Below are 20,882 nucleotides of genomic sequence, written 5' to 3'. Positions count from 1 at the left end.
AATCATGTTTCAGACGGCAATCAGAACAGCGATTCCATTTCTTTCGCCCGGTGTACGGCGGCTTGCATAGCATCGGCGACAATCTGGCCCAACTGGCGCTCGTTGAACACGCGCAGCGCTTCAGCGGTGGTGCCGCCTTTGGAGGTCACATTTTCCCGCAGTGTCGACAGCGGGGTGCCCGGGCTGGCTTCCACCAGCGCCGCCGCGCCGCTGGCCGCTTGCTGCACCAGCAACCGGGCGGTGTCGGCGTCGAAACCCTGACGAATCGCTTCCTGCTGCATGGCTTCCATGAACAGGAAGAAGTAGGCGGGAGCGCTGCCGGCGGCGGCAATCACACCGTTAATCTGCGCTTCGTCGGCGACCCAGCACAGCTTGCCGACGCTGTTCATCAGGTCGGCGGCAAACGCCCGATCGGCTTCGCCGACGTTCGCCGGCGCGTACAGCCCGCTCATGCCCTGACCCACCAGCGATGGGGTGTTGGGCATGATGCGCACGATGTTGAGCGAATCGCCCAGTAACTGACGGAAACGGGCGACGCTGACGCCGGCGGCGATCGACAACACCAGTTTGCCGCTGAAATCCACCTGCTGCGCCAGCGTCTCGCAGACGCCCGCCATCAGTTGCGGTTTGACCGCCAACACCACGACGTCGGCATCGCGGGCGCTGGCGATATTGTCGCCCAGGCTGGCAACGCCATAACGGGCGGCAAGCCGCGCCCGGTTTGTGGCGGACGGCGCGCTGACGCTGACGTGGCTGGCCGGATAGCCGCCCGCCATCAGACCGGCGATGATCGCCTGCGCCATATTGCCCGCGCCGATAAAGGCTATTTTACGGTGTTCCATCAGATTCTCGCTGTTCTCGTCTGTCCGTTAAGGTTAACTGGCCGGTGAACGGTAATCACGTGCGCCAAAAATCGCGGTGCCGATCCGCACCAGCGTGCTGCCGGCCTCAATGGCGGCGGCCATGTCGTCGGTCATGCCCATCGACAGGGTATCCAAAGTGCCATAATCCGCTTTCAGTTGCAGAAAAAGTTCGGTCATCTGGCGAAATACCGCCAGTTGACGGTCATGATCCGTTTCCGGCGCGGGGATCGCCATCAGCCCGCGCAGCCGCAGGTTCGGCAACCGGGCCACGCTGGCCGCCAGTTCCGGCAGGTCGCCGGCCAGAATGCCGGATTTACTCTCTTCCTGGCTGATATTGACCTGCAGCAGCACGTTGAGCGGCGGCAGATGCGCCGGGCGCTGCTCGCTCAGGCGCTGGGCGATGCGCAGCCGGTCGATGGTGTGGCACCAGTCGAAATGCTCCGCCACCGGACGGCTCTTATTCGACTGCAACGGCCCGATAAAGTGCCACTCCAGCGCCGTATCGGGCTGATGGGTCTGGAAATGGCGAATCTTGTCGACCCCTTCCTGCGCATAGTTTTCGCCAAACGCCCGTTGCCCGGCCGCAATGGCTTCTTCGATCGCGCTCACAGGTTTGGTTTTGCTGACGGCAAGCAGCGTAATTTCTTCTGGCGCGCGCCCGCAACGTTCCGCCGCCGCCGAGATTCTCTGCCGGACGTCCTGTAGATTTTGCTGGACTGTCGATATCGTCATAATGGTTCAGGAGGCCAATCAATGGATGTGAGTGAATGGGTGCGGTCTAGTGTAAAACAGAATGTGTCCGATCTGCACCTGTGCAGCGGTCATCCGCCGGTTTGGCGTATCGACGGGCAACTGGTGGCGGATGCCGCGCAGCCGCCGTTGCACAACGACGATCTGGAGCAGTGGTGCGGTAGCTGGCTGGAACCGGCCTGCGAGCAGCAACTGCGGCAAAGCGGACAGACCGATTGCGCGCTGACGCTGCCGGAGGGCCAGCGGTTACGGGCCAATCTGTTTATGCAGCGCCACGGCCTGTCGGCGGCGCTGCGCCTGATCCCGTCACACCAACCTGACCTGCAGACGCTGGGCGCGCCGGCAGTGGTAGCCGAGTTGGCCGATCGTCCCGATGGCCTGATTCTGATGACCGGCGCAACCGGCAGCGGTAAATCCACCACGCTGGCGGCGATGATCGCCTCGCTTAATCAACGCCGCGCGCGCCACATCATTACGCTGGAAGACCCGATTGAGTTCCTGCATGTCAGCCAACGCTGTCTGATCCAACAGCGGGAGATTGGCCGTCATAGCGATGCGTTCGCCAGCGCGCTGCGGGCGGCGCTGCGCGAGGACCCGGACGTGTTGCTGCTCGGCGAGTTGCGCGACGGCGAGACGATTCGGCTGGCGCTGACGGCGGCGGAAACCGGCCATCTGGTGCTGGCGACGCTGCATACCCGGCGGGCGGTGCAGGCGGTGGATCGGCTGGTGGACGCATTCCCTGCCGAGGAAAAGGCGTTTGTCCGCACGCAACTGGCCGCCAGCCTGCAGGCGGTGGTGGCGCAGAAACTGTTGCCGGGCGCGCAAGGCGGGCGCGTGGCGCTGTTTGAAGTGCTGCTCGCCACCCCGGCGGTCAGCAACCTGATCCGCGAAGGCAAAACCCACCAGTTGCCGAGCCTGCTGCAAACCGGCGGTCAGGTCGGCATGCAGACCTTTGAACAGAGTTACCAGCAGCGATGCCTGGAGGGGAAGCTGCGGCCTGAAATGAATGCCGGTTAATCTGGATGCCAGTAAAGGTCATGATGTGTTGCCGGGGCGGTAATGCGTCTAAACAGATCGGGAGGGTTTTCTTTTGCTTTCAGGGCAGGATTACTTCATGCCAGGTTGCATGTATAATAAATAGACCAACATGGGAGGACGATATGGCTGTCAAGCAAAAGCGCCGGAATGAGCAGTATGTTATGCCTTCTCGCGAACAAATCATTCGTACTGTGGCGACATCGACAGCCATTGAAACCGGCCAGTCCTCCAGCATGATTGCCTCTTCACTGGACGAGCAACGGGATAAGTTCGCTTACCTGAGTCTGGCTGTTCATCCGTCCGTCAGTGCTTGATTAACCCAATATTTCATCGGCTCATAATCCATTCCGACCCCGGCATGGATAGCACCAATATACTGGGTCTTATTTTGCTCCCAGGGGTGATAGTCCAGCGGGGGATAACCGCCCTGAACGGCCATCACATCTGCCACCAACCTTGATATGCGCCCGTTTCCTTCGCGAAAAGGGTGTATCAGTATCAATTCTACGTGGACAACGGCAATGGCTTCGGCCAGCCGATCGCGCGCCATGCCAGTGCAAGGCGTATATCGAGTGAGGCATTTATCATTGAATTGCGTAAGCAGGCTGGGGATTTGTGACGCACTGGCAAACAGGAATCCGCCTTTGCTGATATTGACGGATCTGTTCTGACCAGCCCAGTCATACAGGTTACCGAGCCAAAGCGCGTGCCATGCCCTGATCAGGTCGACACTCAGTTGCTGGTCGGCGGGAAAGTGGTCTTCAAAGACGAAATGATACAGTTTTTCCAGCAGTACTAATTCGGCGCCGTCAATTTCATCAGGGTTGGTAATACCGAGCCTGTTTTTCAGCACCAGATCTTCCGAGCCTTGTGCGTACTGTCCTTCGCTGTTGAAAACATTATATCGTCCCATGATATCCTCCAGCCTTCAGCATCACACCGCACTATTATAGCATTGCATGGGCCCGTATCCTGTGCGGGGGCAGCGAAGAGCCTGTTTCAATAAGCTCTTCGTCACGCTCATTTGGTCACGCTTATTGTGGATGACGTTAATCAGGTTGGCGGTTTGGATACCGAATCAGCTCCGGTTCACGCTGCATGATGACCTTGCCGTGGCGTATCGACAGGCGCGCCTTGGCCTGACGCCGCACTGCTTCGTAGTCGTTTTCCGCATCCAGAATCAGCAGGTTGGCCGGGCGGCCGACGGCGAGGCCGTAGCCGTCGCCCAGGTGCAGCGCTTTGGCGCTGTTGTCGGTCACGAAATCGAGACAACGCTGCAGATCCTGATACCCCATCATGTGGCAGATATGCAGCCCGGCGTCGAGAATGCGCAGAATGTTGCCATTGCCGAGCGGGTACCAGGGATCCTTGATCGAATCCTGCCCGAAGCAGACGTTCATGCCGGCACGGTCCAGCTCGGCTACCCGGGTGACGCCGCGACGTTTGGGAAAGGTGTCGAAGCGCCCTTGCAGGTGGATGCTTTCGGTCGGGCAGGAGACGAAGCTGATTCCCGAGCGGCGCAGCAGACGGAACAGTTTTGAGCAGTAGGCGTTGTCATAGGAACCCATCGCCACGGTGTGGCTGGCGGTGACGCGGGCACCCATGTTCCGCACCCGCGTTTCTTCCGCCAGCACTTCCAGAAAACGCGAGTTCGGATCGTCGGTTTCGTCGCAATGCACGTCCACCAGACAACCGGTGCGTTCCGCCAGATCCATCAGGAATTTCACCGAGCTGACGCCCTGTTCACGGGTGTTCTCAAAATGGGGAATACCGCCAACCACGTCGGCGCCCAGCGCGATGGCGCGTTCCATCAACTGGCGGCCAGCCGGGTACGACTCGATGCCTTCCTGCGGGAAAGCGACGATTTGCAGGTCGATCAGCCCCTTCGCCTCTTCTTTAACTTCCAGCATGGCTTCCAGCGCCGCCAGCGAGGGGTCGGTAACATCGACGTGAGTACGCACATGCTGGATGCCGTGGTCGCGCAACATGCCGATGGCGGTATGCGCCCGACGTTTGGTGTCTTCGTGGGTGATGGCGGCCTTGCGCTGGCTCCAGCGTTCAATGCCTTCAAACAGCGTGCCGCTCATGTTCCATTCCGGTTCGCCAGCGGTCAGGACGGCATCGAGGTGAATATGCGGTTCCACCAGCGGCGGGATAGCCAGTTGCCCGGCGGCGTCGATGGTATCCGGCGTGGCGGGCAGCATGGCGGGCTGGGGGACCATCGCGGCAATCAGGCCGTCCTGCAGTTGCAGCGTATGGAGCCCGGCCTGATGGCGCAGGGCGGCGTTGATAATCTTCATAATCACTCCTGTGAGGTTGTCTTGAACGACGGTATGGCGGTTCCCTGCACCTGTGAACCAGACAGGCGCCAGACTAATAGCGCGACGGACGCGTTGAGGCGAAACAGCGGATCGTTCAACGCGCCGCCCGACAGTTGTTCAATACGTTGCAGACGCTGATGCAGCGTATTGCGATGGATCGTCAGCCGCTCGGCGGCTTTGATCAGATTGCCGTTTTCCTGCAATACCGCATCCAGGGTTTCAATCAGCAAATGGGGCGATTTGCGGTTCTTCTCCACCAGATTACCCAGCGCGTCGTGCATAAAGCGGGTAAGCAATGTCGGGTCGCTGACGGAAGTCAGCAATTGCAGCACCCCCAGATCAGTGTAGTCGTACAGGCCTTTTTCCGGGCGCATGCTTTCTGCTGCGTTAAGCGCCTGTCGGGCTTCGTTCAGCCCTCGCCGATAGTGCTCGGCCGCAATGACCGGGCCGGAGAGCCCGCCAAACAGCGTCAGCGGCGCGATATCGGCGTTGATGGCCTGACGGAATGCGGTGAACTCCTGGTGTCCGCGGCGCAACAGCGGGCTGTCGGCCGGCAGCACCAGCAGGCAGAGGTCGCCCAGCATGACCGGCGGCATTTCTTCCGACATGAATTTCTGTAGCTGTTGCTGCAACTGCTGGCGCGCGCCGTGCAGTTGCGCTTCCGGGCAGCCGGAATACGACGGGGAAAACAACGACGGCATACCGGACAGACGCCATGCCGTTACCCGATGAGGCCTGTCCAGCGGCAACTGCAGCCAGGCGGCGCGCTGATGGAGGAGGGGCAGATCCGGATGGTCGCTGGTCAGCAACTGAAGCAGAACGTCGCTTCGCCATCTGTCCCGCTCACTTTCGGTATGATGATGAGGCACGTTCCTGTGATGAAATACCGGCATGATGGTCCCTCTGGTTTGGCCCCGACATGGGGAACAGCAATCAATGTCCGTGGAATGACGTCCTTGAAATTACAGCAAGGAACGTGCCGGTTTTTCGGTTAGCGGCAGCCGGGCGGCGAGGACGTGGCCCGCTGTGCAGGTTGCATGGTTTGGCGCTGAAAACAGGCACACTGCGCCCGTTTATTGTGCGTCATGCTGTGTTATGCACTGAAAGCGTGAATCAGCCGGGCTGGGAAAGGCTGGGCGTTCGGTTAGACGGGAAAGGCAGTGACCGGTGGACGGTCACTGCCAAAGCAGGGATGAGAATCAGCGCGCCTGCAACAGCGTGGTGTGGTCTTCGATACGGAACATGGCCATCGCCTGCACCAGTTGGCGAGACTGCTCTTCCAGCGATTGGGTGGTGTCGGCGGAGGCCTTGACCAGCGAGGCGTTCTGCTGGGCCACCTTGTCTATCTGGGTGAAGGCGATATTCACCTGTTCGATACCGCGATGTTGCTCCTGAGACGCGTAGGAGATCTCTTTCATCAGGCTGGTGATACGGTTGATCTCTTCCGCCACGTCGTCCATGGTGGTACCGGCTTTAGCGGCCAGATCCAACCCTTCCGACACATGGGACTGAGAATCCAGGATCAGGGTGCGGATCTCTTTGGCCGCCTGAGCGCTGTGCTGCGCCAGACTGCGCACTTCGCCTGCCACCACCGCGAAGCCTTTGCCTTGCTCGCCCGCGCGGGCGGCTTCCACCGCCGCGTTCAGCGCCAGAATATTGGTCTGGAAGGCAATACCGTCGATAACGCCGAGGATATCGCTGATCCGTTTAGCGCTGGCGGCGATTTCGCGCATTTTCTCCACCACGTAGTTAACGGATTCGTTGCCGCGATCGGTGGTGTCGGAAACCTGATTGGTCAACTGATGCGCCAGCTCGGCGTTGTCGGCGTTGCGTTTAACCGTCGCGCTCAGCTCTTCCAGGCTGGCGGCGGTCTGTTCCAGCGCCGCGACCGACTCTTCGGTTCGTTCCGCCAGATTGCGGTTGCCGCTGAACAACTCGCGGCTGCCTTGATCGATCTGATGACTGGCGTCACGCACCTGACTGACCGAATCGAGCAGCGCCAGCTGCATGCGCTCGATGGCGTCGCTGAGTCGGCCTAGTTCATTGTTGCCCCCCTGAGTAATGCGGCGGGTCAGATCGCCGGAAGCCACGTGTTCCAGCTGTTCAATGGCGTGATCCAGCGGTTTGAGCAGCATATGGCGCAGCGCCAGCCAACCCAGCAGCACCAACAGCAGCGACAGCAGGCAGGCGAACGCGATCAGCATCAGCATGATCCGTTCGTTGTTATTGGCCTGTTGGATATGTTGTTCGGAGAGTTGCTGGGAGTAGCTGCGGAAGTTCTGGATGGATTTATCAAATCCGTCGCTCAGGGGCGTCAGGTTGTTTTCCAGCAAGGTGTAATATTCGTCGGTGTACTGCTTTTTCAGGGAGTCCAGCATCGGTTTCAACCCCTGATTCAGGTAGTCCTGATAACTTTTCAACACCTGTTGCGCCAGTTTCTGCTCCTGTTCGCCATTGGTTCCCACGCTGCTGAACTGGCGAATCTCCTTTTCCGATTGCTGCACATAGCCTTCCAGCTTTTCGGTTTCTTTGGCGCCGACATCCAGCAAACCGATTTCGATTTTGCGCACCGCCAGCGTGGCGGAGGCTCTGGCTCGTAACGTCAGGTTATAACCATTCATCAACGCGCCCAGTTGTTCTCCCTGAATCTGATTGAGCGCCGTCAGGGAGGCACGGCTCTTGTTGATGGCCTGAATCCCCATACCGCTGACCAGCAGCAACAACAGGGTGATGACGGCCAGCAGTGTCAGCAGACCGGTGCGGATGGAGAGATTTTTCAAACGCATGGTTCATTTCCTAGTGTGTGCAGAGCAAAAAACCACTGACAGAGCCTGTTCCGGGCTCGCCGTACGTTAAGGTGTTGTAGGGTTATTTTTGTTCAGAACATAACAGATGAAACAGCATGTTAGGAAGCACGATTCTCTTATCTTTTGTGAATGGAAATACATGGACTCGGGGAATTCCACTTTAGAAAGGATTGGTTGGCGCTAAATAAATTCGCCCGGCGTTGATCACTGGTTTATCATCTGCTGATAAAAAATGAACATGACGGGCACGAACCAGGGCTAACGAGCGCCATCCCGGTTCCAGCCCGCGTTTTTCGGGGCGGTCGCCTGACTGTCCGGTAAGGTACTCAGAGGTCTCTGTGCAGTTAACAAGTTTTACAGATTATGGTTTGAGGGCGCTGATTTATATGGCGTCATTGCCGGAGGGCAAAATGACCAGCATCTCAGAAGTAACTGAAGTGTATGGCGTTTCACGTAACCATATGGTGAAGATCATTAACCAGCTGAGCCGCGCCGGGCTGGTCATGGCCGTGCGAGGCAAAAACGGCGGCATCCGGCTGGGCCGCGATGCGTCCACTATTCGCATCGGGGATGTGGTGCGAGAGCTGGAACCGCTGTCGCTGGTTAACTGCAGCAAGGAATTTTGTCATATCACCTCCGCCTGCCGCCTGAAGCAGGTGCTGCAGCAGGCCGTACAGAATTTCCTGAAGGAACTGGATAATTACACGCTTGCCGATATGGTGGAAGAAAACCCGCCCCTCTATAAATTACTTCTGGTTGAATAAGCCTGTTCAGCCGCCTGCTGATGACAACGGAGGAACCGCAATGTCACAAGATCCGTTTCTGGAACGTGAAGCAGAAAAATACGAATTCCCCATCCCCAGCCGCGAGTACATTCTTGAGCATCTGGCAAAACGGGACACGCCCATCAGCCGTGAGGAACTGGCCGCCGACCTGCAACTGACCAATGATGAACAACTGGAAGCGTTGCGTCGTCGGCTGCGCGCTATGGAGCGCGACGGTCAATTGGTATTCACCCGCCGCCAGTGCTACGCGCTGCCGGAAAAACTGGATCTGCTGCGCGGCACGGTGCTCGGCCACCGCGATGGCTACGGCTTCCTGCGGGTGGAAGGGCGCAAAGACGATCTTTATCTTTCCGCCGAACAGATGAAGACAGTGATCCACGGTGATGTGGTGCTGGCCCAGCCGTTGGGCGAAGACCGCAGAGGGCGCCGCGAAGGGCGCATCGTGCGTATTCTGGAGCCCCGCACCAGCCAGATCGTTGGACGTTACTTCACCGAGGCCGGTACCGGCTTCGTGGTGCCGGACGACAGCCGGCTGAGCTTTGACATCCTGATCCCGCCGGAATTTATCGCCGGCGCCCGCATGGGCTCCGTGGTGGTGGTGGAACTGACCCAGCGCGCCACTCGCCGCACTAAAGCTATCGGCAAGATCGTGGAAATCCTCGGCGACAACATGGGCACCGGGCTGGCGGTGGATATCGCGCTGCGCACCCATGAAATTCCGCATAGCTGGCCGCCCAAGGTGGAAGAGCAAGTGGGCGACCTGACGGACGAGGTGCCGGAAAGCGCCAAGAAAGGCCGGGTGGATCTGCGTTCTCTGCCGCTGGTGACCATCGACGGCGAAGACGCGCGCGATTTTGATGATGCGGTGTACTGCGAGAAGAAACGCGGCGGCGGCTGGCGGCTGTGGGTGGCGATCGCCGACGTCAGCTACTACGTGCGCCCCGGCACGGCGCTGGACCATGAAGCCCGTGCGCGCGGCACCTCGGTTTACTTCCCGTCGCAGGTGGTGCCGATGCTGCCGGAAGTCCTGTCCAATGGACTGTGTTCGCTCAACCCGCAGGTGGATCGCCTGTGTATGGTGTGCGAAATGACGGTTTCCACCCAGGGGAAACTGTCCGGCTATAAATTCTATGAGGCGGTGATGAGTTCTCACGCCCGTCTCACCTATACCAAGGTGTGGAGCATTCTGCAGGGCGACGAGGCATTGCGCGAGCATTACCAGCCGCTGGTGGCGCCGCTGGAAGAGCTGCACCGGATGTACAAGGTGCTGGAGCATGCCCGTGAGGTGCGCGGCGGCATCGCTTTCGAAACCGAAGAAGCCAAATTCATTTTCAACGCCGAACGTCGTATTGAGCGGGTGGAAGCGGTGGTGCGCAACGACGCGCACAAGCTGATTGAAGAGTGCATGATTCTGGCCAACATCTCGGCGGCGAAGTTTGTCGAGAAGAGCGAAGAGCCGGCGCTGTTCCGCGTACATGACCAGCCCAGCGAGGATCATGTGCTGGCGCTGCGCAGCGTGCTTGGCGAGCTGGGGCTGACGCTGAAAGGCGGCATGAAGCCGCAGCCGAAAGATTACGCCGAACTGATGGATTCCATCGCCGACAGGCCGGATCACGAAATGCTGCAAACCATGCTGCTGCGTTCGATGAAACAGGCGGTGTACGACCCGGAAAACCGCGGCCACTTTGGCCTGGCGCTGACCTCGTACGCGCATTTCACCTCGCCGATTCGGCGTTACCCGGATCTGTCGTTGCATCGCGCCATCAAGTACCTGCTCAGCGATCGTAAGGCCCGCTGGACTCACAGCGGCGGCTGGCACTCGGATTTCAACGAGATGCTGCAACTGGGCGAACACTGTTCGATGACCGAACGCCGGGCCGATGAAGCCACGCGCGACGTGGCTGACTGGCTGAAGTGCGACTTCATGCAGGATCATGTCGGTGAAGCCTTTACCGGGATTATCTCCAGCGTCACCGGTTTCGGTTTCTTTGTGCGCCTCAACGACCTGTTTATCGACGGTCTGGTTCATGTTTCCACGCTGGATAACGACTACTATCGTTATGACAATGTCGGCCAGCGCTTGATCGGCGAATCCCGCGGTCAGGTGTATCGGTTGGGGGACGAAGTGCAGATCCGCGTTGAAGCCGTGCATATGGATGAACGCAAGATCGACTTCGCGCTGGTGTCTTCCACCCGTAAAGTACGCGGTGAAGGTAAGACCGCGCGCGATCGGGCGAAGAAAGGCGGCGAAGCGGACGCAAAACCGCGTCGTCGTCGTCGTACCGGTCAGCGCGCCAACTTTGAGCCGGATAGCGCATTCCGCAGCGAGGGCGACGGCAAGCGTCAGCCTGCCGGCAAGGGCAAGGATAAAGATAAAGCGAAAACCGACGGCAGGAAGAAGACGGCAAAATCGCAAAAGAACGCTGAAAAAACGCGTAAAATTGCTGCCGCCACTCGTGCCAAACGCGCCAGCAAAAAGAAGGCGCCGGCGGAATAACGGAAGTCGGCTGACCATCGCACCTGTATCATGGGCAGCCGTGCCGGCTGCCCCGTTAACCTGTTTGAAGCGTATTATTGAAGAGTTTTAATGAGCGAAATTATTTACGGCATCCATGCGGTGAAAGCGCTGCTGGAGCAAGACCCCCAACGTTTTCTTGAAGTGTTCACCCTTAAAGGGCGTGAGGATCGCCGCCTGCAGCCGTTGATCGCCGAGCTGGAAGCCAACGGCATCGCGGTACAGGTCGCTAACCGCCAGTGGCTGGACGACAAGGTGGAAGGCGCGGTGCATCAGGGCATTGTCGCCCGGGTGAAAGAGGGACGGCAGTACCAGGAAAACGACCTGCCGGGGCTACTGGCATCGCTGGATACCCCGTTCCTGCTGGTATTGGATGGCGTAACCGACCCGCACAACCTGGGGGCCTGCCTGCGCAGCGCCGACGCGGCGGGCGTTCACGCGGTGATTGTGCCGCGCGATCGGTCTGCCCAACTCAACGCCACCGCGAAAAAGGTCGCCTGCGGCGCGGCGGAAACCGTACCGCTGATTCGTGTGACCAATCTGGCGCGGACGCTGCGTTTCCTGCAGGAGCAGAACGTCTGGATCGTTGGTACGGCGGGCGAAGCGGATCACACCCTGTATCAGAGCAAACTCACCGGCCCGCTGGCGCTGGTGATGGGGGCGGAAGGGGAAGGGATGCGTCGCCTGACCCGCGAACACTGCGATGAACTGATCAGCATTCCAATGGCGGGCAGCGTGTCGTCGCTGAACGTGTCGGTCGCCACCGGGATCTGCCTGTTTGAGGCGGTACGTCAGCGCTCGGCGTAACCATGGCGCAGGCGCGCTAAAGAGAACGGGCGTCAGGCAAGATTCCCGACAGACAGGGCAACCGCGATAGGTTGCCCTGTTGCTATCAGCTTCAGGCGGCGCGTTATTTTTTCAGGCTGGCGAGTTTTTGTTCTACGGCCGCGCACCACAGCACGGAATTGCGCGATGGCCAGGACGCCGCAGGCAGTCGGCTTTCTACCGCCTGTTGCCACACCAGCGAACCCACTTCTACATCGCCCAGCAGCCCGCGGGTATTCACCTGCATTTCGACCCAGACATTCCATTCCGGGCTACGGCACGGGTATTCCGAGGCCGTTGCCACGCCGCTAACGCCGGTTGTCAGCAGTAACAGGGCGATGGCGGCAATCTTTGTTTTCATCCTTATCCTCTCGATCTTTTTTGGGGCGCTGATTTGGCCTGGTTGGTTCAAGGGCGGGCGGCGGCAGGCGGCCGGTAAAAGATTGCATAGCCGTGCCAGCTATCCCGTCGCACATGTTCGTTTTCCGTCAGGCTGACCACCCGGTAGTAAGGCATGCCGCGTGCGTTGGCCTGACGTTGTATTTCCCGTACCGCATCATCCAGACTGCCGCGTACATCGACCGAGGCCGAACCGGCTTTTTCCAGCAGATAGCTCTGTTCTCTGGACACTTCGACCGCCTGTTCCTCGGGGGGCGGCGGCGGGAGCGGTTTACCGGCCAGCAGCGTACAGCCGCTGATCAGCATCGATAACAGGGTGCTCAGCAATACTCGGTTCAACGGCGTAACGCTTAATAGCCATGATGGGCGTGTCATCGGTGGTATTCCGGTCAGTCCGGTTCTGGGTGGATGCTTCTGGATGGATATAGTGTAACCCCTTGAGGCAGACAGGGATACCGCCGGCGTGTAACGGAGGATAAACCGCCGAAGCGGACCTCTGCCGGTGGCCGGCAGAGGTGATGAAGCGATTAGGGATGGATGCGGAACACGCTGACCACATCGCTCAGATGATGGCCTTTTTCGCGTAGTCCCTGCGCGGTGCTTTCCGAATTTTGCACCAGCGAAGCGTTCTGGTTGATGGCCTGCCCAATCTGGTTGATAGCCACGTTAACCTGTTCAATTCCCAGCGACTGCTCGCGCGAGGCGATATCAATGTCGTTGACGATGGTGCTGACCTGCTGGATACGATGCAGCAGATCGTCCATCACCGAACGGGTTTTTTCCGAGAAACGGTAGCCGGTTTCGATTTGATGCAGCGATTCGGCAATCAGCGCTTCGATTTCCTTCACCGCTGAAGAGCTACGTTGGGCCAGCGAACGCACCTCGGCGGCAACCACGGCGAAACCCTTACCGTGCTCGCCAGCGCGCGAGGCTTCCACCGCCGCGTTGAGCGCCAGAATATTGGTCTGGAAGGCGATCGACTGGATGGTGGTGGTGATGTCGGCGATCTTCTGCGACGAGCGTTTGATTTCGCTCATGGTCTCCACCGAGTCCGTCACCGTGATGCTGCCGTTCTGCGCGGCGCTGGCGCTTTCCGCCGCCAGCCCTTTAGCGGCGGAGACGTTGTCGGCATTCTGTTTCACCGTCGAGGACAACTGTTCCATCGTGGCCGAGGTTTCTTCCACGCTGCTGGCCTGACGGGAAATCTGCTCGCTGATGTTGCCGCTGTCTTCGGCCAGCGCGTCAGTACCGGCGGTGATCTCTTCCGCGGCATCGCGCACCTGAGACACCAGGCGGGTCAGGCCGTGGCCCATGCCGTTGATGGCGTCCACCAGTCGGCCGACTTCATCCTGACTGTCGGTGGTCAGCGTCGCCTGCAGGTTACCGGCCGCGAACTGCTCCGCCACTTTCACCACTTCATCCAGCGGCCGGCTCAGCCAGCGGCGGGTAAGGTAGACAAAGAACACGGCAAACAGCACCACCAGTGCGATGCCGCCGCCCAGAAACAGATTGCGGATCGTGTTGATTTCCGCCAGCAGGCTGGCCTTGCTGATGGTGCCGACAACGACCCATTTCCACTGCGGTACGCTGCGATACACCATCACCTGGGTACGGTCATCGCCGGTCAGGCTGTTATCATCGTACTCCAGCCTGCCGCCATCGTTTTTCAACACCTGCTGCAGAGCATCGCCCGACCAGTCCGGTTTTTGCCCGGCCAGCGTCGGGTGCACCAGATAGGCGCCGGCCGTCGCGCCTGCCTTGCTGAGCACGATAAAGTGGCCGGTGTCGCCGATACGCTTATCCAGAATGCGTTTTTGCATCTGGGCAAATTCTTTGCTGATATCAATCCCCACGAACAAAATGGCGATCACGCTGCCGCTGGCGTCGGTAACCGGTTTGTACTGGGTGATATATTGCTTGCCGAACAGTACCGCCAGGCCGCTGAAGGACTTGTTGCCGGAGACGGGCGCGAACGCCGGGCTGGCGCGATCCAGTTTGGTGCCGATGGCGCGCGAACCGTCTTCCTTCTTCAGCGAGGTGGTGATACGCACAAAATCGTCGCCGTCGCGCACGAAAATGGTGGAGATAGCGCCGGTGCGGCTGAGGAAGTCGTCGGTGACGGCGGTGTTCATGTTGAGGACGGTATCGCCGGACTTCAGGGTCGGCGCGGTCGTGCCGCTGATGGGCAGACGCGCCTGATTGTCCACGGTAAAACGAGAAGGAAGAAAGCTGGCAAACAGATTGGTATAGCTGTCGACGCTGGCCTGCAGGCTGGTGTCGTACATGGCTATCATGTCTGTAATACCCGTAACCTGACTTTCCATGTCATGCATTGTCAATGATTCCAGTTTCTCACCGGCTGAGCGCGTCAGGCTGAGGCTGAATGCGATAAACAGCACAGCCACACTCAGGGAGGCGATAACTGAAAGTTTGACACCGAGGCTCCAGCGTCTAAAAGCAAGCTGCATGATAATTCTCTTTATTGTGAGACGTTATTGGGGGATGGCTAATGCCGTTAACGGCAAAAAAGTGCGAAATTTTACACTAATTGGTGCTTTTGTAACTAATTTGATCAAGATCATTGCGATCTATTTTTCTATGTGTCGAATGTTGTTGATGGTTAAATGATATACGGAATAATTGTAGGCGTTTTTTACGGTTTTACCTGTCAATCAACGAAGGAAAGCAGGCGATGATGGTAGAAATGGGAAGTGAGAGCGTTTCAGGGATCGAGGTGTTGCATGCTTTTCCATCCGGCGGCAGAACGCGGCCGTTGCCAACCATTTTCTTCTTTCATGGTTATACCTCGTCGAAGGAAGTCTATTCGTATTTTGCCTACGCGCTGGCGAAGGCCGGGTTCCGCGTCATCGCGCCGGATGCGTTGATGCATGGCGCGCGGTTTGACGGCGATGAAGCGCGCCGCTGGCGCTGTTTCTGGGATATTTTTCTTAATAATGTCCGGGAGTTGCCGGTTCATCTGGACTGGTGTCGTGGACAGGGGCTGATTGACGGGGATCGGATCGGGATTTGCGGCGCATCAATGGGGGGAATGACCGCGCTGGCTGCGATGACGCAATATCCCTGGCTGCGGGCGGTGGCCTGCTTTATGGGCTCCGGATATTTTTCATCGCTGTCGCAGACGCTGTTTCCGCCGGTCACGCCGGAGGAACCAGGCGCGCAGGCGCAGTTGCAGGCGCTGGCTGAGCGAGTCGCGCCCTTTGATGTACGTCATCAACTGGACAAGGTTTCCGACCGCCCGCTGTTGCTCTGGCATGGTTTGGCGGATGAACTGGTGCCGGCGCAGGAGAGCGAACGACTGTACCGGGAGTTAACCGCTCGCCACTCCCATCAGCGCCTGACCTATCTGACCGAGGTCGGCATCGGCCACAAGATCACCTCGACCGCCCTGCAGGCCGGCGCGGATTTCTTCTCGCGCTCGCTCTGATTTACCCGTCTCTGGCCCGCCAGCGGCGGGCTATTTCTCTCGTCTCCGCTCCCTCATGATGGAAATCAGCGATATGGCTTGTTTTCCCGCGTGGCAGTCAGTACAATTGCGCGTCATTTTTTCAGCCGTACACACAACACGTTCCTTGCTTCCATGGGCCGCGGCTGACCCTGACAGGAGGCTGAATAATCCGTAAGGAGCAATTCGATGCGTCATTACGAAATCGTTTTTATGGTTCATCCTGACCAGAGCGAACAGGTTCCGGGCATGATCGAGCGTTACACCGGTGCTATCACAGCAGCGGAAGGCAAGATCCACCGTCTGGAAGACTGGGGCCGCCGTCAGCTGGCTTACCCGATCAACAAACTGCACAAAGCTCACTACGTTCTGCTGAACGTTGAAGCCCCGCAGGAAGTGATCGATGAGCTGGAAACTAACTTCCGCTTCAACGACGCCGTTATCCGCAGCATGGTTATGCGCGTTAAGCACGCGGTAACTGAAGCATCTCCGATGGTGAAAGCGAAAGACGAACGCCGTGAGCGTCGTGACGAATACGCTGAAGCCGATGATGATGCTGAAGTTGGGGATTCTGAAGAGTAATTGTTGTGGTGACGGCGAATCGGCTGGAGCTGTCGGGCACGGTGTGCAAGACGCCCATTCGAAAAGTCAGTCCGTCGGGTATTCCTCACTGCCAGTTTGTGCTTGAGCACCGCTCAGTGCAGGAAGAAGCCGGACTCAGCCGACAAGCATGGTGCCGTATGCCCGTGATTGTCAGCGGACACCCGTCACAGGCATTTACCCACAGTATAACGGTCGGTATGCAACTCAGGGTTCAGGGGTTCATTAGTTGCCATCAAGGGCGCAATGGTCTGAGCAAAGTGGTGCTGCATGCCGAGCAGATTGAATTGATTGATTCTGGAGACTAGCCAAATGGCACGTTATTTCCGTCGTCGCAAGTTCTGCCGTTTCACCGCGGAAGGCGTTCAAGAGATTGACTATAAAGACATCGCAACGCTGAAAAACTACATCACTGAAAGTGGTAAAATTGTACCGAGCCGCATCACCGGCACCCGTGCAAAATACCAGCGTCAACTGGCCCGCGCTATCAAGCGTGCGCGCTACCTGTCTTTGTTGCCGTACACTGATCGTCATCAGTAATCGGCCACTGTCCATTAACGAGACTTTGAGAGGATAAGGTAATGCAAGTTATTCTGCTGGATAAAGTAGCAAACCTGGGCAGCCTGGGTGATCAGGTTAACGTTAAAGCGGGCTACGCTCGTAACTTCCTGGTTCCGCAGGGCAAAGCTGTGCCGGCAACCAAGAAAAACGTTGAGTTTTTCGAAGCCCGCCGCGCTGAACTGGAAGCCAAACTGGCTGACGTTCTGGCTGCTGCTGAAGCCCGCGCTGAGAAAGTCAACGCGCTGGCTTCCGTGACCATCGCATCTAAAGCGGGTGACGAAGGCAAACTGTTCGGTTCCATCGGTACTCGCGACATCGCTGACGCGGTCACCGCTGCTGGTGTTGATGTTGCCAAGAGCGAAGTTCGCCTGCCGAACGGCGTTCTGCGCACGCTGGGTGAGCACGAAGTAAGCTTCCAGCTGCACGGCGACGTATTCGCCAAGCTGAACGTCGTGGTTGTTGCCGAGTAATTTTTACTTCGGTTGACCACAACAGGTAAAACGCTGGCCTTGTGCCAGCGTTTTGCATTGGTAAGTCAGTCAAAGCGGCCTATCATCAACGTGTGTATCACTAAGCGACATACGAGATGAGCGAGCTGGTCCAATTGATGCGTGTCTATGATGCGCAGCCCCCTTTTTCTTCCCCCACGTTTCTGGTCGATCGGCTGTGGCCGCGCGGCATCGCTAAAATCCGTCTACCCGGCGTCGTCTGGCTGAAAGACGCTGCGCCAGGCCATGAATTACGGCGCTGGTTTCACGCTAATTCAGCGCAATGGGAAACATTCGTCGGGATGTACCGTGCGGAACTGAGTCAGCACACTGCGTGGCAGCCGCTGGCGGCATTATTGCGTCAGTCGCAGCCGATAACCCTGCTGTATGGCAGCCGGGATACGGAACGGAATCATGCGGTGGTGTTGCGTGATTTTTTGATAGAACAGGCTGCGCTCAGCGAACGCGGATGAAGGAACCGTCCTGCTGGCGAACGAACTGCACCTGCTGACCGTCCGGGGTGTCGATCTCCAGCTGGCTCACCATACCTTGCGTATTAAGCTGCAACTGGACTTTCTGCCCGGCCCGCAGATTGCTGAGCGGCTTGCTTTGCCCCTCCACCTGCGCCATAGCGAAGACATCGTTAACGGGAAGGTTGTTGTCGCGAAACAGCTGGGCCAGCGTCTGGCCGGATGCGATCTGATAGGATTGCCAGTTGGCGCCAGACGTCGCCGGGCGCGGCGTCTGGCTGGCGGTGGCTGCAGGAGCCACCAATTGCGCCTGTATCGGCGCGGTCTGCGAGCTGAGCGGCACGTCCACCTGACGGGAAGGCGCGGGGGCTGGGGGGGACACCGGCCACAGCAGCACCAGCAACAGCAAACACAGCAAAATCAAAATACAACGACGGTGAAAATAGGGCAGCGGTTCCATCCAGCTGAAATCATCCGGCAGATGCCAAAGCGTTCGCAGCCAGGGTTGCTGTCTGCGATGCCTGCGGCGTGGAGCGGGGTCCGGGGTAACCGTCTCCGTCTCGTCTGCGCTTTCTTCCGGTTCACCGGGAATGTCCTTGCGTCGACGCCATTGGGCCAGCCAGTTCTGGCAGGACTGCCATAGCGTCAGGTGATTCCAGGTGGATTGCTTTCTCCTGGGCGCGATTCTGCCCATGGTGACCTCTCTTAGAACCGTATAAAGGTGAAAACAGCTTAATTATATCGGTAATCAAGGACAGATAACCAGTTAAGGTCATCGTCATTGGATACCGACGCCGCAAACATGAGCGGTTTGCCGCAGTGCCGGCCGGCAACACGGCGAGATCGCGACAGAACGTTTTACCCTCAACCGACTCGCTGCTATGCTGCGCTTTCGTATTTTACAGATTAAAGGAACATTCATGACAACGCCTTCTTATGACAGCGTCGAAGCGCAGGCAAGCTACGGCATTGGCCTGCAGATTGGTCAACAACTGCAGGAATCCGGTCTGGAGGGGTTGATCCCCGATGCGCTGGTAGCGGGTCTGTGCGATGCGCTGGAAGGAAAAGCGCCTGTGGTGCCGGTTGATGTGGTGCATCGCGCGTTGCGTGAAGTGCATGAACGGGCGGATGCGGTGCGCCGTGAGCGTCAGCGTGAGCAGGCGGCGGAAGGACAGCGCTTTCTGGAAGCCAACGCCGGCAAAGACGGCGTCAGCAGCACCGAGACCGGCCTGCAGTTCCGTGTGTTGACACAGGGCGAAGGCGCGATCCCGGCGCGTCAGGATCGGGTTCGGGTTCACTACACCGGTCGCCTGATTGACGGTACCGTGTTCGACAGTTCGGTGCAGCGCGGCCAGCCGGCGGAATTCCCGGTCAGCGGCGTGATTCCTGGCTGGATCGAAGCGCTGACGCTGATGCCGGTCGGTTCGAAGTGGGAACTCTATATTCCTCAGAATCTGGCGTATGGAGAACGTGGCGCGGGTGCGTCCATCCCGCCGTTCAGCACGCTGATTTTTGAAGTGGAACTGCTGGAAATCCTGTAAGTTTCTCTGCCGGGTACGTCGTGACCCGGCATACTTTCCTCTGGTCTATCATAGCGTTAGCCGCACCGTCCTCATCGTTTTTCATCCCTGCTGATTCCGTGCTGTGTAACCAGTCGACACACCTCGTAAAGGCGGCTTGACGATTGCTCCGTTATGCTGACGTCGATAAGCGGCGCCAAACCTGAATTGCTTTCCTGAAGGTATTAATATTTAGCCATTTTCTGATAGCGGCTAATGGCGGCGCGCCGTATAAGTGAGTCATCCGCCGCATCGCGGTGAAGCAGAGGTCAGCATTATGATTAAGCCACTTTTATTAGGTGCCATTATGACGGGCGTACTGTTGTCGGCGATGCCCGCCGCACAGGCCGACAGCCTGAGTCTGGCGCTGCCGGGTGTGTATCTTCACATCGGCGATCGTGACGATCGTGGCTATTACTGGGACGGCAATCGTTGGTGCGATCCCGACAGCTGGTATGAGCGTCGGCACCATCATGCCCGCCAGGTTTATTACTACGCACCGCCACCCCCGCCGCGTGTTGTGGTCGTCGAACCCCCGCAGCCGGTTTATGTTGTCCCCGCCGGACCACGCGGTCCGGGGCCTGGCCCGGGATGGGGCGGCTGGGGCCATCATGGCGGCGGCCCGCGCTGGTAAGCCGGGCGGCCGATAACGAAAAGACAAAAACCGCGCTAAAATGGCGCGGTTTTTTTGTGGCGGCGGGCGCGGTGTGATGGATAGGCGCTGACGGATAACGCCAATTACTCGCCCCGCAGTGCCCGAGGGAACAGCTGATTGTTTTCCAGATGGATGTGCTCCATCAGGTCGTCGATGAACTCGTTGATGCCGGTATACAGCGCCCGCCAGGTGGTGCAGGCATTGTCGGGCGGCGTAACGTTGTTGGTGATCGTTTTGACCACTTCCAGTTGCTGACCGGCGTCATCATGTTCGTGTTCCATCATCGAAATCGGTCCACCGGCTTGCGCGCCCATACCGGACTGAATCATCGGGAACAGGATCCGTTCTTCTTTCATCATGTGCTGTGCCAGATCGTCGTGAATCAGCATCAGTTGATGGGTCAGTCCGTGCGGGCAGGCTGGTTTGTCGTGGTGCACGCGCTCCACTTTCTCGGCCATGCGGATCAGTTCCGGCAACTGCTCACGGTGACGATCGTGGAAACGGCTGATGATGTGTTGGATCATCTCGTTCAATGAGGCCTGCTGCCAGTCTTTTTCCGTTGACGGCTGCGCCGCCAGATCGGCCAGGCGTGATTCCAGTATCTCAATATCCAGCGCCTGTTTGCTGGCGGCGCGCAGCAGCGTCTGTTTGCCGCCACAGCAGAAGTCGAGGTTGAATTCACGAAACAGCGCGGTGGCGCGAGGGATGGTGATGGCCAATTCGCCTAATGATTGGTCGCGGTAATGCATGATGGGTACCTCTGAACGGTGTAATTTATAAAAT

General features: G+C 58.5%; 24 protein-coding genes. 13 read left to right on the top strand and 11 right to left on the bottom strand.

Translation table 11 applies throughout. The annotated features are described in order from the left end of the window. Window positions 1-20: 20 nt before the first annotated feature. Both proC and DXX3274_RS18025 read right to left on the bottom strand, forming a co-directional pair. Entirely contained in the window at window positions 21-842 is an 822-nt protein-coding gene (proC, locus tag DXX3274_RS18030; protein ID WP_042860939.1) for a pyrroline-5-carboxylate reductase, read from the bottom strand. A gap of 33 nt (window positions 843-875) precedes the next feature. Continuing rightward, entirely contained in the window at window positions 876-1,595 is a 720-nt protein-coding gene (locus tag DXX3274_RS18025) for a YggS family pyridoxal phosphate-dependent enzyme (RefSeq protein ID WP_305809464.1), read from the bottom strand. Between the two features lie 21 nt (window positions 1,596-1,616). Here DXX3274_RS18025 and DXX3274_RS18020 point away from each other — a divergent pair, with 21 nt between their 5' ends. Next, complete coding sequence (locus tag DXX3274_RS18020) at window positions 1,617-2,630, top strand: type IV pilus twitching motility protein PilT (RefSeq protein WP_042860938.1); 1,014 nt, start codon at window positions 1,617-1,619, stop codon at window positions 2,628-2,630. Between the two features lie 143 nt (window positions 2,631-2,773). Continuing rightward, complete coding sequence (locus tag DXX3274_RS23075; RefSeq protein WP_071603981.1) at window positions 2,774-2,965, top strand: hypothetical protein; 192 nt, start codon at window positions 2,774-2,776, stop codon at window positions 2,963-2,965. Here the strand turns inward: DXX3274_RS23075 and DXX3274_RS18015 are convergent. The 4 genes from DXX3274_RS18015 to DXX3274_RS18000 form a co-directional block, all read right to left on the bottom strand. Next, window positions 2,944-3,564: a Fic family protein gene (locus tag DXX3274_RS18015; RefSeq protein ID WP_042860937.1), complete on the bottom strand. Its 621-nt coding sequence runs from the start codon at window positions 3,562-3,564 to the stop codon at window positions 2,944-2,946. The two genes, DXX3274_RS23075 and DXX3274_RS18015, sit on opposite strands and share 22 nt — an antisense overlap. Window positions 3,565-3,700: 136 nt before the next feature. Next, entirely contained in the window at window positions 3,701-4,951 is a 1,251-nt protein-coding gene (gene codA / locus DXX3274_RS18010; RefSeq protein ID WP_042860936.1) for a cytosine deaminase, read from the bottom strand. Between the two features lie 2 nt (window positions 4,952-4,953). Continuing rightward, window positions 4,954-5,865 carry a CdaR family transcriptional regulator gene (locus DXX3274_RS18005; protein WP_042860935.1) on the bottom strand — a complete coding sequence of 304 codons (912 nt, stop codon included), beginning with the start codon at window positions 5,863-5,865 and terminating at the stop codon, window positions 4,954-4,956. A 306-nt stretch (window positions 5,866-6,171) separates the two neighbouring features. Next, window positions 6,172-7,758: a methyl-accepting chemotaxis protein gene (locus DXX3274_RS18000; RefSeq protein WP_042860934.1), complete on the bottom strand. Its 1,587-nt coding sequence runs from the start codon at window positions 7,756-7,758 to the stop codon at window positions 6,172-6,174. Between the two features lie 359 nt (window positions 7,759-8,117). Here DXX3274_RS18000 and nsrR point away from each other — a divergent pair, with 359 nt between their 5' ends. The 3 genes from nsrR to rlmB all read left to right on the top strand — a co-directional run bounded on the left by nsrR (window position 8,118) and on the right by rlmB (window position 11,886). Then, window positions 8,118-8,543: a nitric oxide-sensing transcriptional repressor NsrR gene (gene nsrR / locus DXX3274_RS17995; protein WP_038666099.1), complete on the top strand. Its 426-nt coding sequence runs from the start codon at window positions 8,118-8,120 to the stop codon at window positions 8,541-8,543. A gap of 40 nt (window positions 8,544-8,583) precedes the next feature. Then, window positions 8,584-11,061 (top strand): ribonuclease R, encoded by a 2,478-nt coding sequence (gene rnr / locus DXX3274_RS17990; protein ID WP_042860933.1) that lies wholly within the window; start codon window positions 8,584-8,586, stop codon window positions 11,059-11,061. A 90-nt stretch (window positions 11,062-11,151) separates the two neighbouring features. Further along, on the top strand, window positions 11,152-11,886 hold the full coding sequence (gene rlmB / locus DXX3274_RS17985; protein ID WP_038666103.1) for a 23S rRNA (guanosine(2251)-2'-O)-methyltransferase RlmB: 735 nt from the start codon (window positions 11,152-11,154) through the stop codon (window positions 11,884-11,886). A gap of 103 nt (window positions 11,887-11,989) precedes the next feature. Here rlmB and DXX3274_RS17980 read toward each other — a convergent pair whose 3' ends face one another. The 3 genes from DXX3274_RS17980 to DXX3274_RS17970 all read right to left on the bottom strand — a co-directional run bounded on the left by DXX3274_RS17980 (window position 11,990) and on the right by DXX3274_RS17970 (window position 14,771). Beyond that, window positions 11,990-12,265: a hypothetical protein gene (locus DXX3274_RS17980; RefSeq protein ID WP_042860932.1), complete on the bottom strand. Its 276-nt coding sequence runs from the start codon at window positions 12,263-12,265 to the stop codon at window positions 11,990-11,992. A 47-nt stretch (window positions 12,266-12,312) separates the two neighbouring features. Continuing rightward, window positions 12,313-12,678 (bottom strand): biofilm peroxide resistance protein BsmA, encoded by a 366-nt coding sequence (bsmA, locus tag DXX3274_RS17975; RefSeq protein ID WP_042860931.1) that lies wholly within the window; start codon window positions 12,676-12,678, stop codon window positions 12,313-12,315. 152 nt (window positions 12,679-12,830) lie between these two features. Beyond that, window positions 12,831-14,771: a methyl-accepting chemotaxis protein gene (locus DXX3274_RS17970; protein WP_042860930.1), complete on the bottom strand. Its 1,941-nt coding sequence runs from the start codon at window positions 14,769-14,771 to the stop codon at window positions 12,831-12,833. 227 nt (window positions 14,772-14,998) lie between these two features. On the opposite strand from DXX3274_RS17970, the gene yjfP reads away from it, so the two are divergent. The 6 genes from yjfP (at window position 14,999) to DXX3274_RS17940 (ending at window position 17,888) form a co-directional block, all read left to right on the top strand. Beyond that, the gene (gene yjfP, locus DXX3274_RS17965; protein WP_042862202.1) at window positions 14,999-15,748 is read left to right on the top strand and encodes an esterase; all 750 of its coding nucleotides are present in this window, start codon (window positions 14,999-15,001) and stop codon (window positions 15,746-15,748) included. A gap of 207 nt (window positions 15,749-15,955) precedes the next feature. Then, on the top strand, window positions 15,956-16,348 hold the full coding sequence (rpsF, locus tag DXX3274_RS17960) for a 30S ribosomal protein S6 (RefSeq protein ID WP_012768533.1): 393 nt from the start codon (window positions 15,956-15,958) through the stop codon (window positions 16,346-16,348). A 5-nt stretch (window positions 16,349-16,353) separates the two neighbouring features. Continuing rightward, on the top strand, window positions 16,354-16,674 hold the full coding sequence (priB, locus tag DXX3274_RS17955; RefSeq protein WP_026594838.1) for a primosomal replication protein N: 321 nt from the start codon (window positions 16,354-16,356) through the stop codon (window positions 16,672-16,674). A gap of 4 nt (window positions 16,675-16,678) precedes the next feature. Continuing rightward, entirely contained in the window at window positions 16,679-16,906 is a 228-nt protein-coding gene (rpsR, locus tag DXX3274_RS17950; protein ID WP_000135199.1) for a 30S ribosomal protein S18, read from the top strand. 41 nt (window positions 16,907-16,947) lie between these two features. Next, complete coding sequence (gene rplI / locus DXX3274_RS17945) at window positions 16,948-17,397, top strand: 50S ribosomal protein L9 (RefSeq protein WP_042860929.1); 450 nt, start codon at window positions 16,948-16,950, stop codon at window positions 17,395-17,397. A 116-nt stretch (window positions 17,398-17,513) separates the two neighbouring features. After that, window positions 17,514-17,888 (top strand): DUF488 domain-containing protein, encoded by a 375-nt coding sequence (locus DXX3274_RS17940; RefSeq protein ID WP_042860928.1) that lies wholly within the window; start codon window positions 17,514-17,516, stop codon window positions 17,886-17,888. Here DXX3274_RS17940 and DXX3274_RS17935 read toward each other — a convergent pair. Then, a complete protein-coding gene (locus DXX3274_RS17935; RefSeq protein ID WP_042860927.1) occupies window positions 17,872-18,579 on the bottom strand; it encodes a LysM-like peptidoglycan-binding domain-containing protein in 708 nt (235 codons plus the stop codon). The two genes, DXX3274_RS17940 and DXX3274_RS17935, sit on opposite strands and share 17 nt — an antisense overlap. Before the next feature lie 226 nt (window positions 18,580-18,805). Here DXX3274_RS17935 and fklB point away from each other — a divergent pair, with 226 nt between their 5' ends. Continuing rightward, window positions 18,806-19,426 (top strand): FKBP-type peptidyl-prolyl cis-trans isomerase, encoded by a 621-nt coding sequence (gene fklB, locus DXX3274_RS17930; protein WP_042860926.1) that lies wholly within the window; start codon window positions 18,806-18,808, stop codon window positions 19,424-19,426. A gap of 295 nt (window positions 19,427-19,721) precedes the next feature. Then, complete coding sequence (locus DXX3274_RS17925; protein WP_038669303.1) at window positions 19,722-20,078, top strand: DUF2502 domain-containing protein; 357 nt, start codon at window positions 19,722-19,724, stop codon at window positions 20,076-20,078. Window positions 20,079-20,182: 104 nt separating this feature from the next. On the opposite strand, the gene ytfE is transcribed toward DXX3274_RS17925, so the two are convergent. Beyond that, window positions 20,183-20,848: an iron-sulfur cluster repair protein YtfE gene (gene ytfE, locus DXX3274_RS17920; protein WP_042860925.1), complete on the bottom strand. Its 666-nt coding sequence runs from the start codon at window positions 20,846-20,848 to the stop codon at window positions 20,183-20,185. Window positions 20,849-20,882: the final 34 nt, after the last annotated feature.

The organism is Dickeya sp. NCPPB 3274 (assembly GCF_000406205.1).
Taxonomy (GTDB): domain Bacteria; phylum Pseudomonadota; class Gammaproteobacteria; order Enterobacterales; family Enterobacteriaceae; genus Dickeya; species Dickeya fangzhongdai.
The sequence above is the reverse complement of the archived record's forward strand: the minus strand, read 5'-3'. Positions and strand labels throughout refer to the sequence as shown.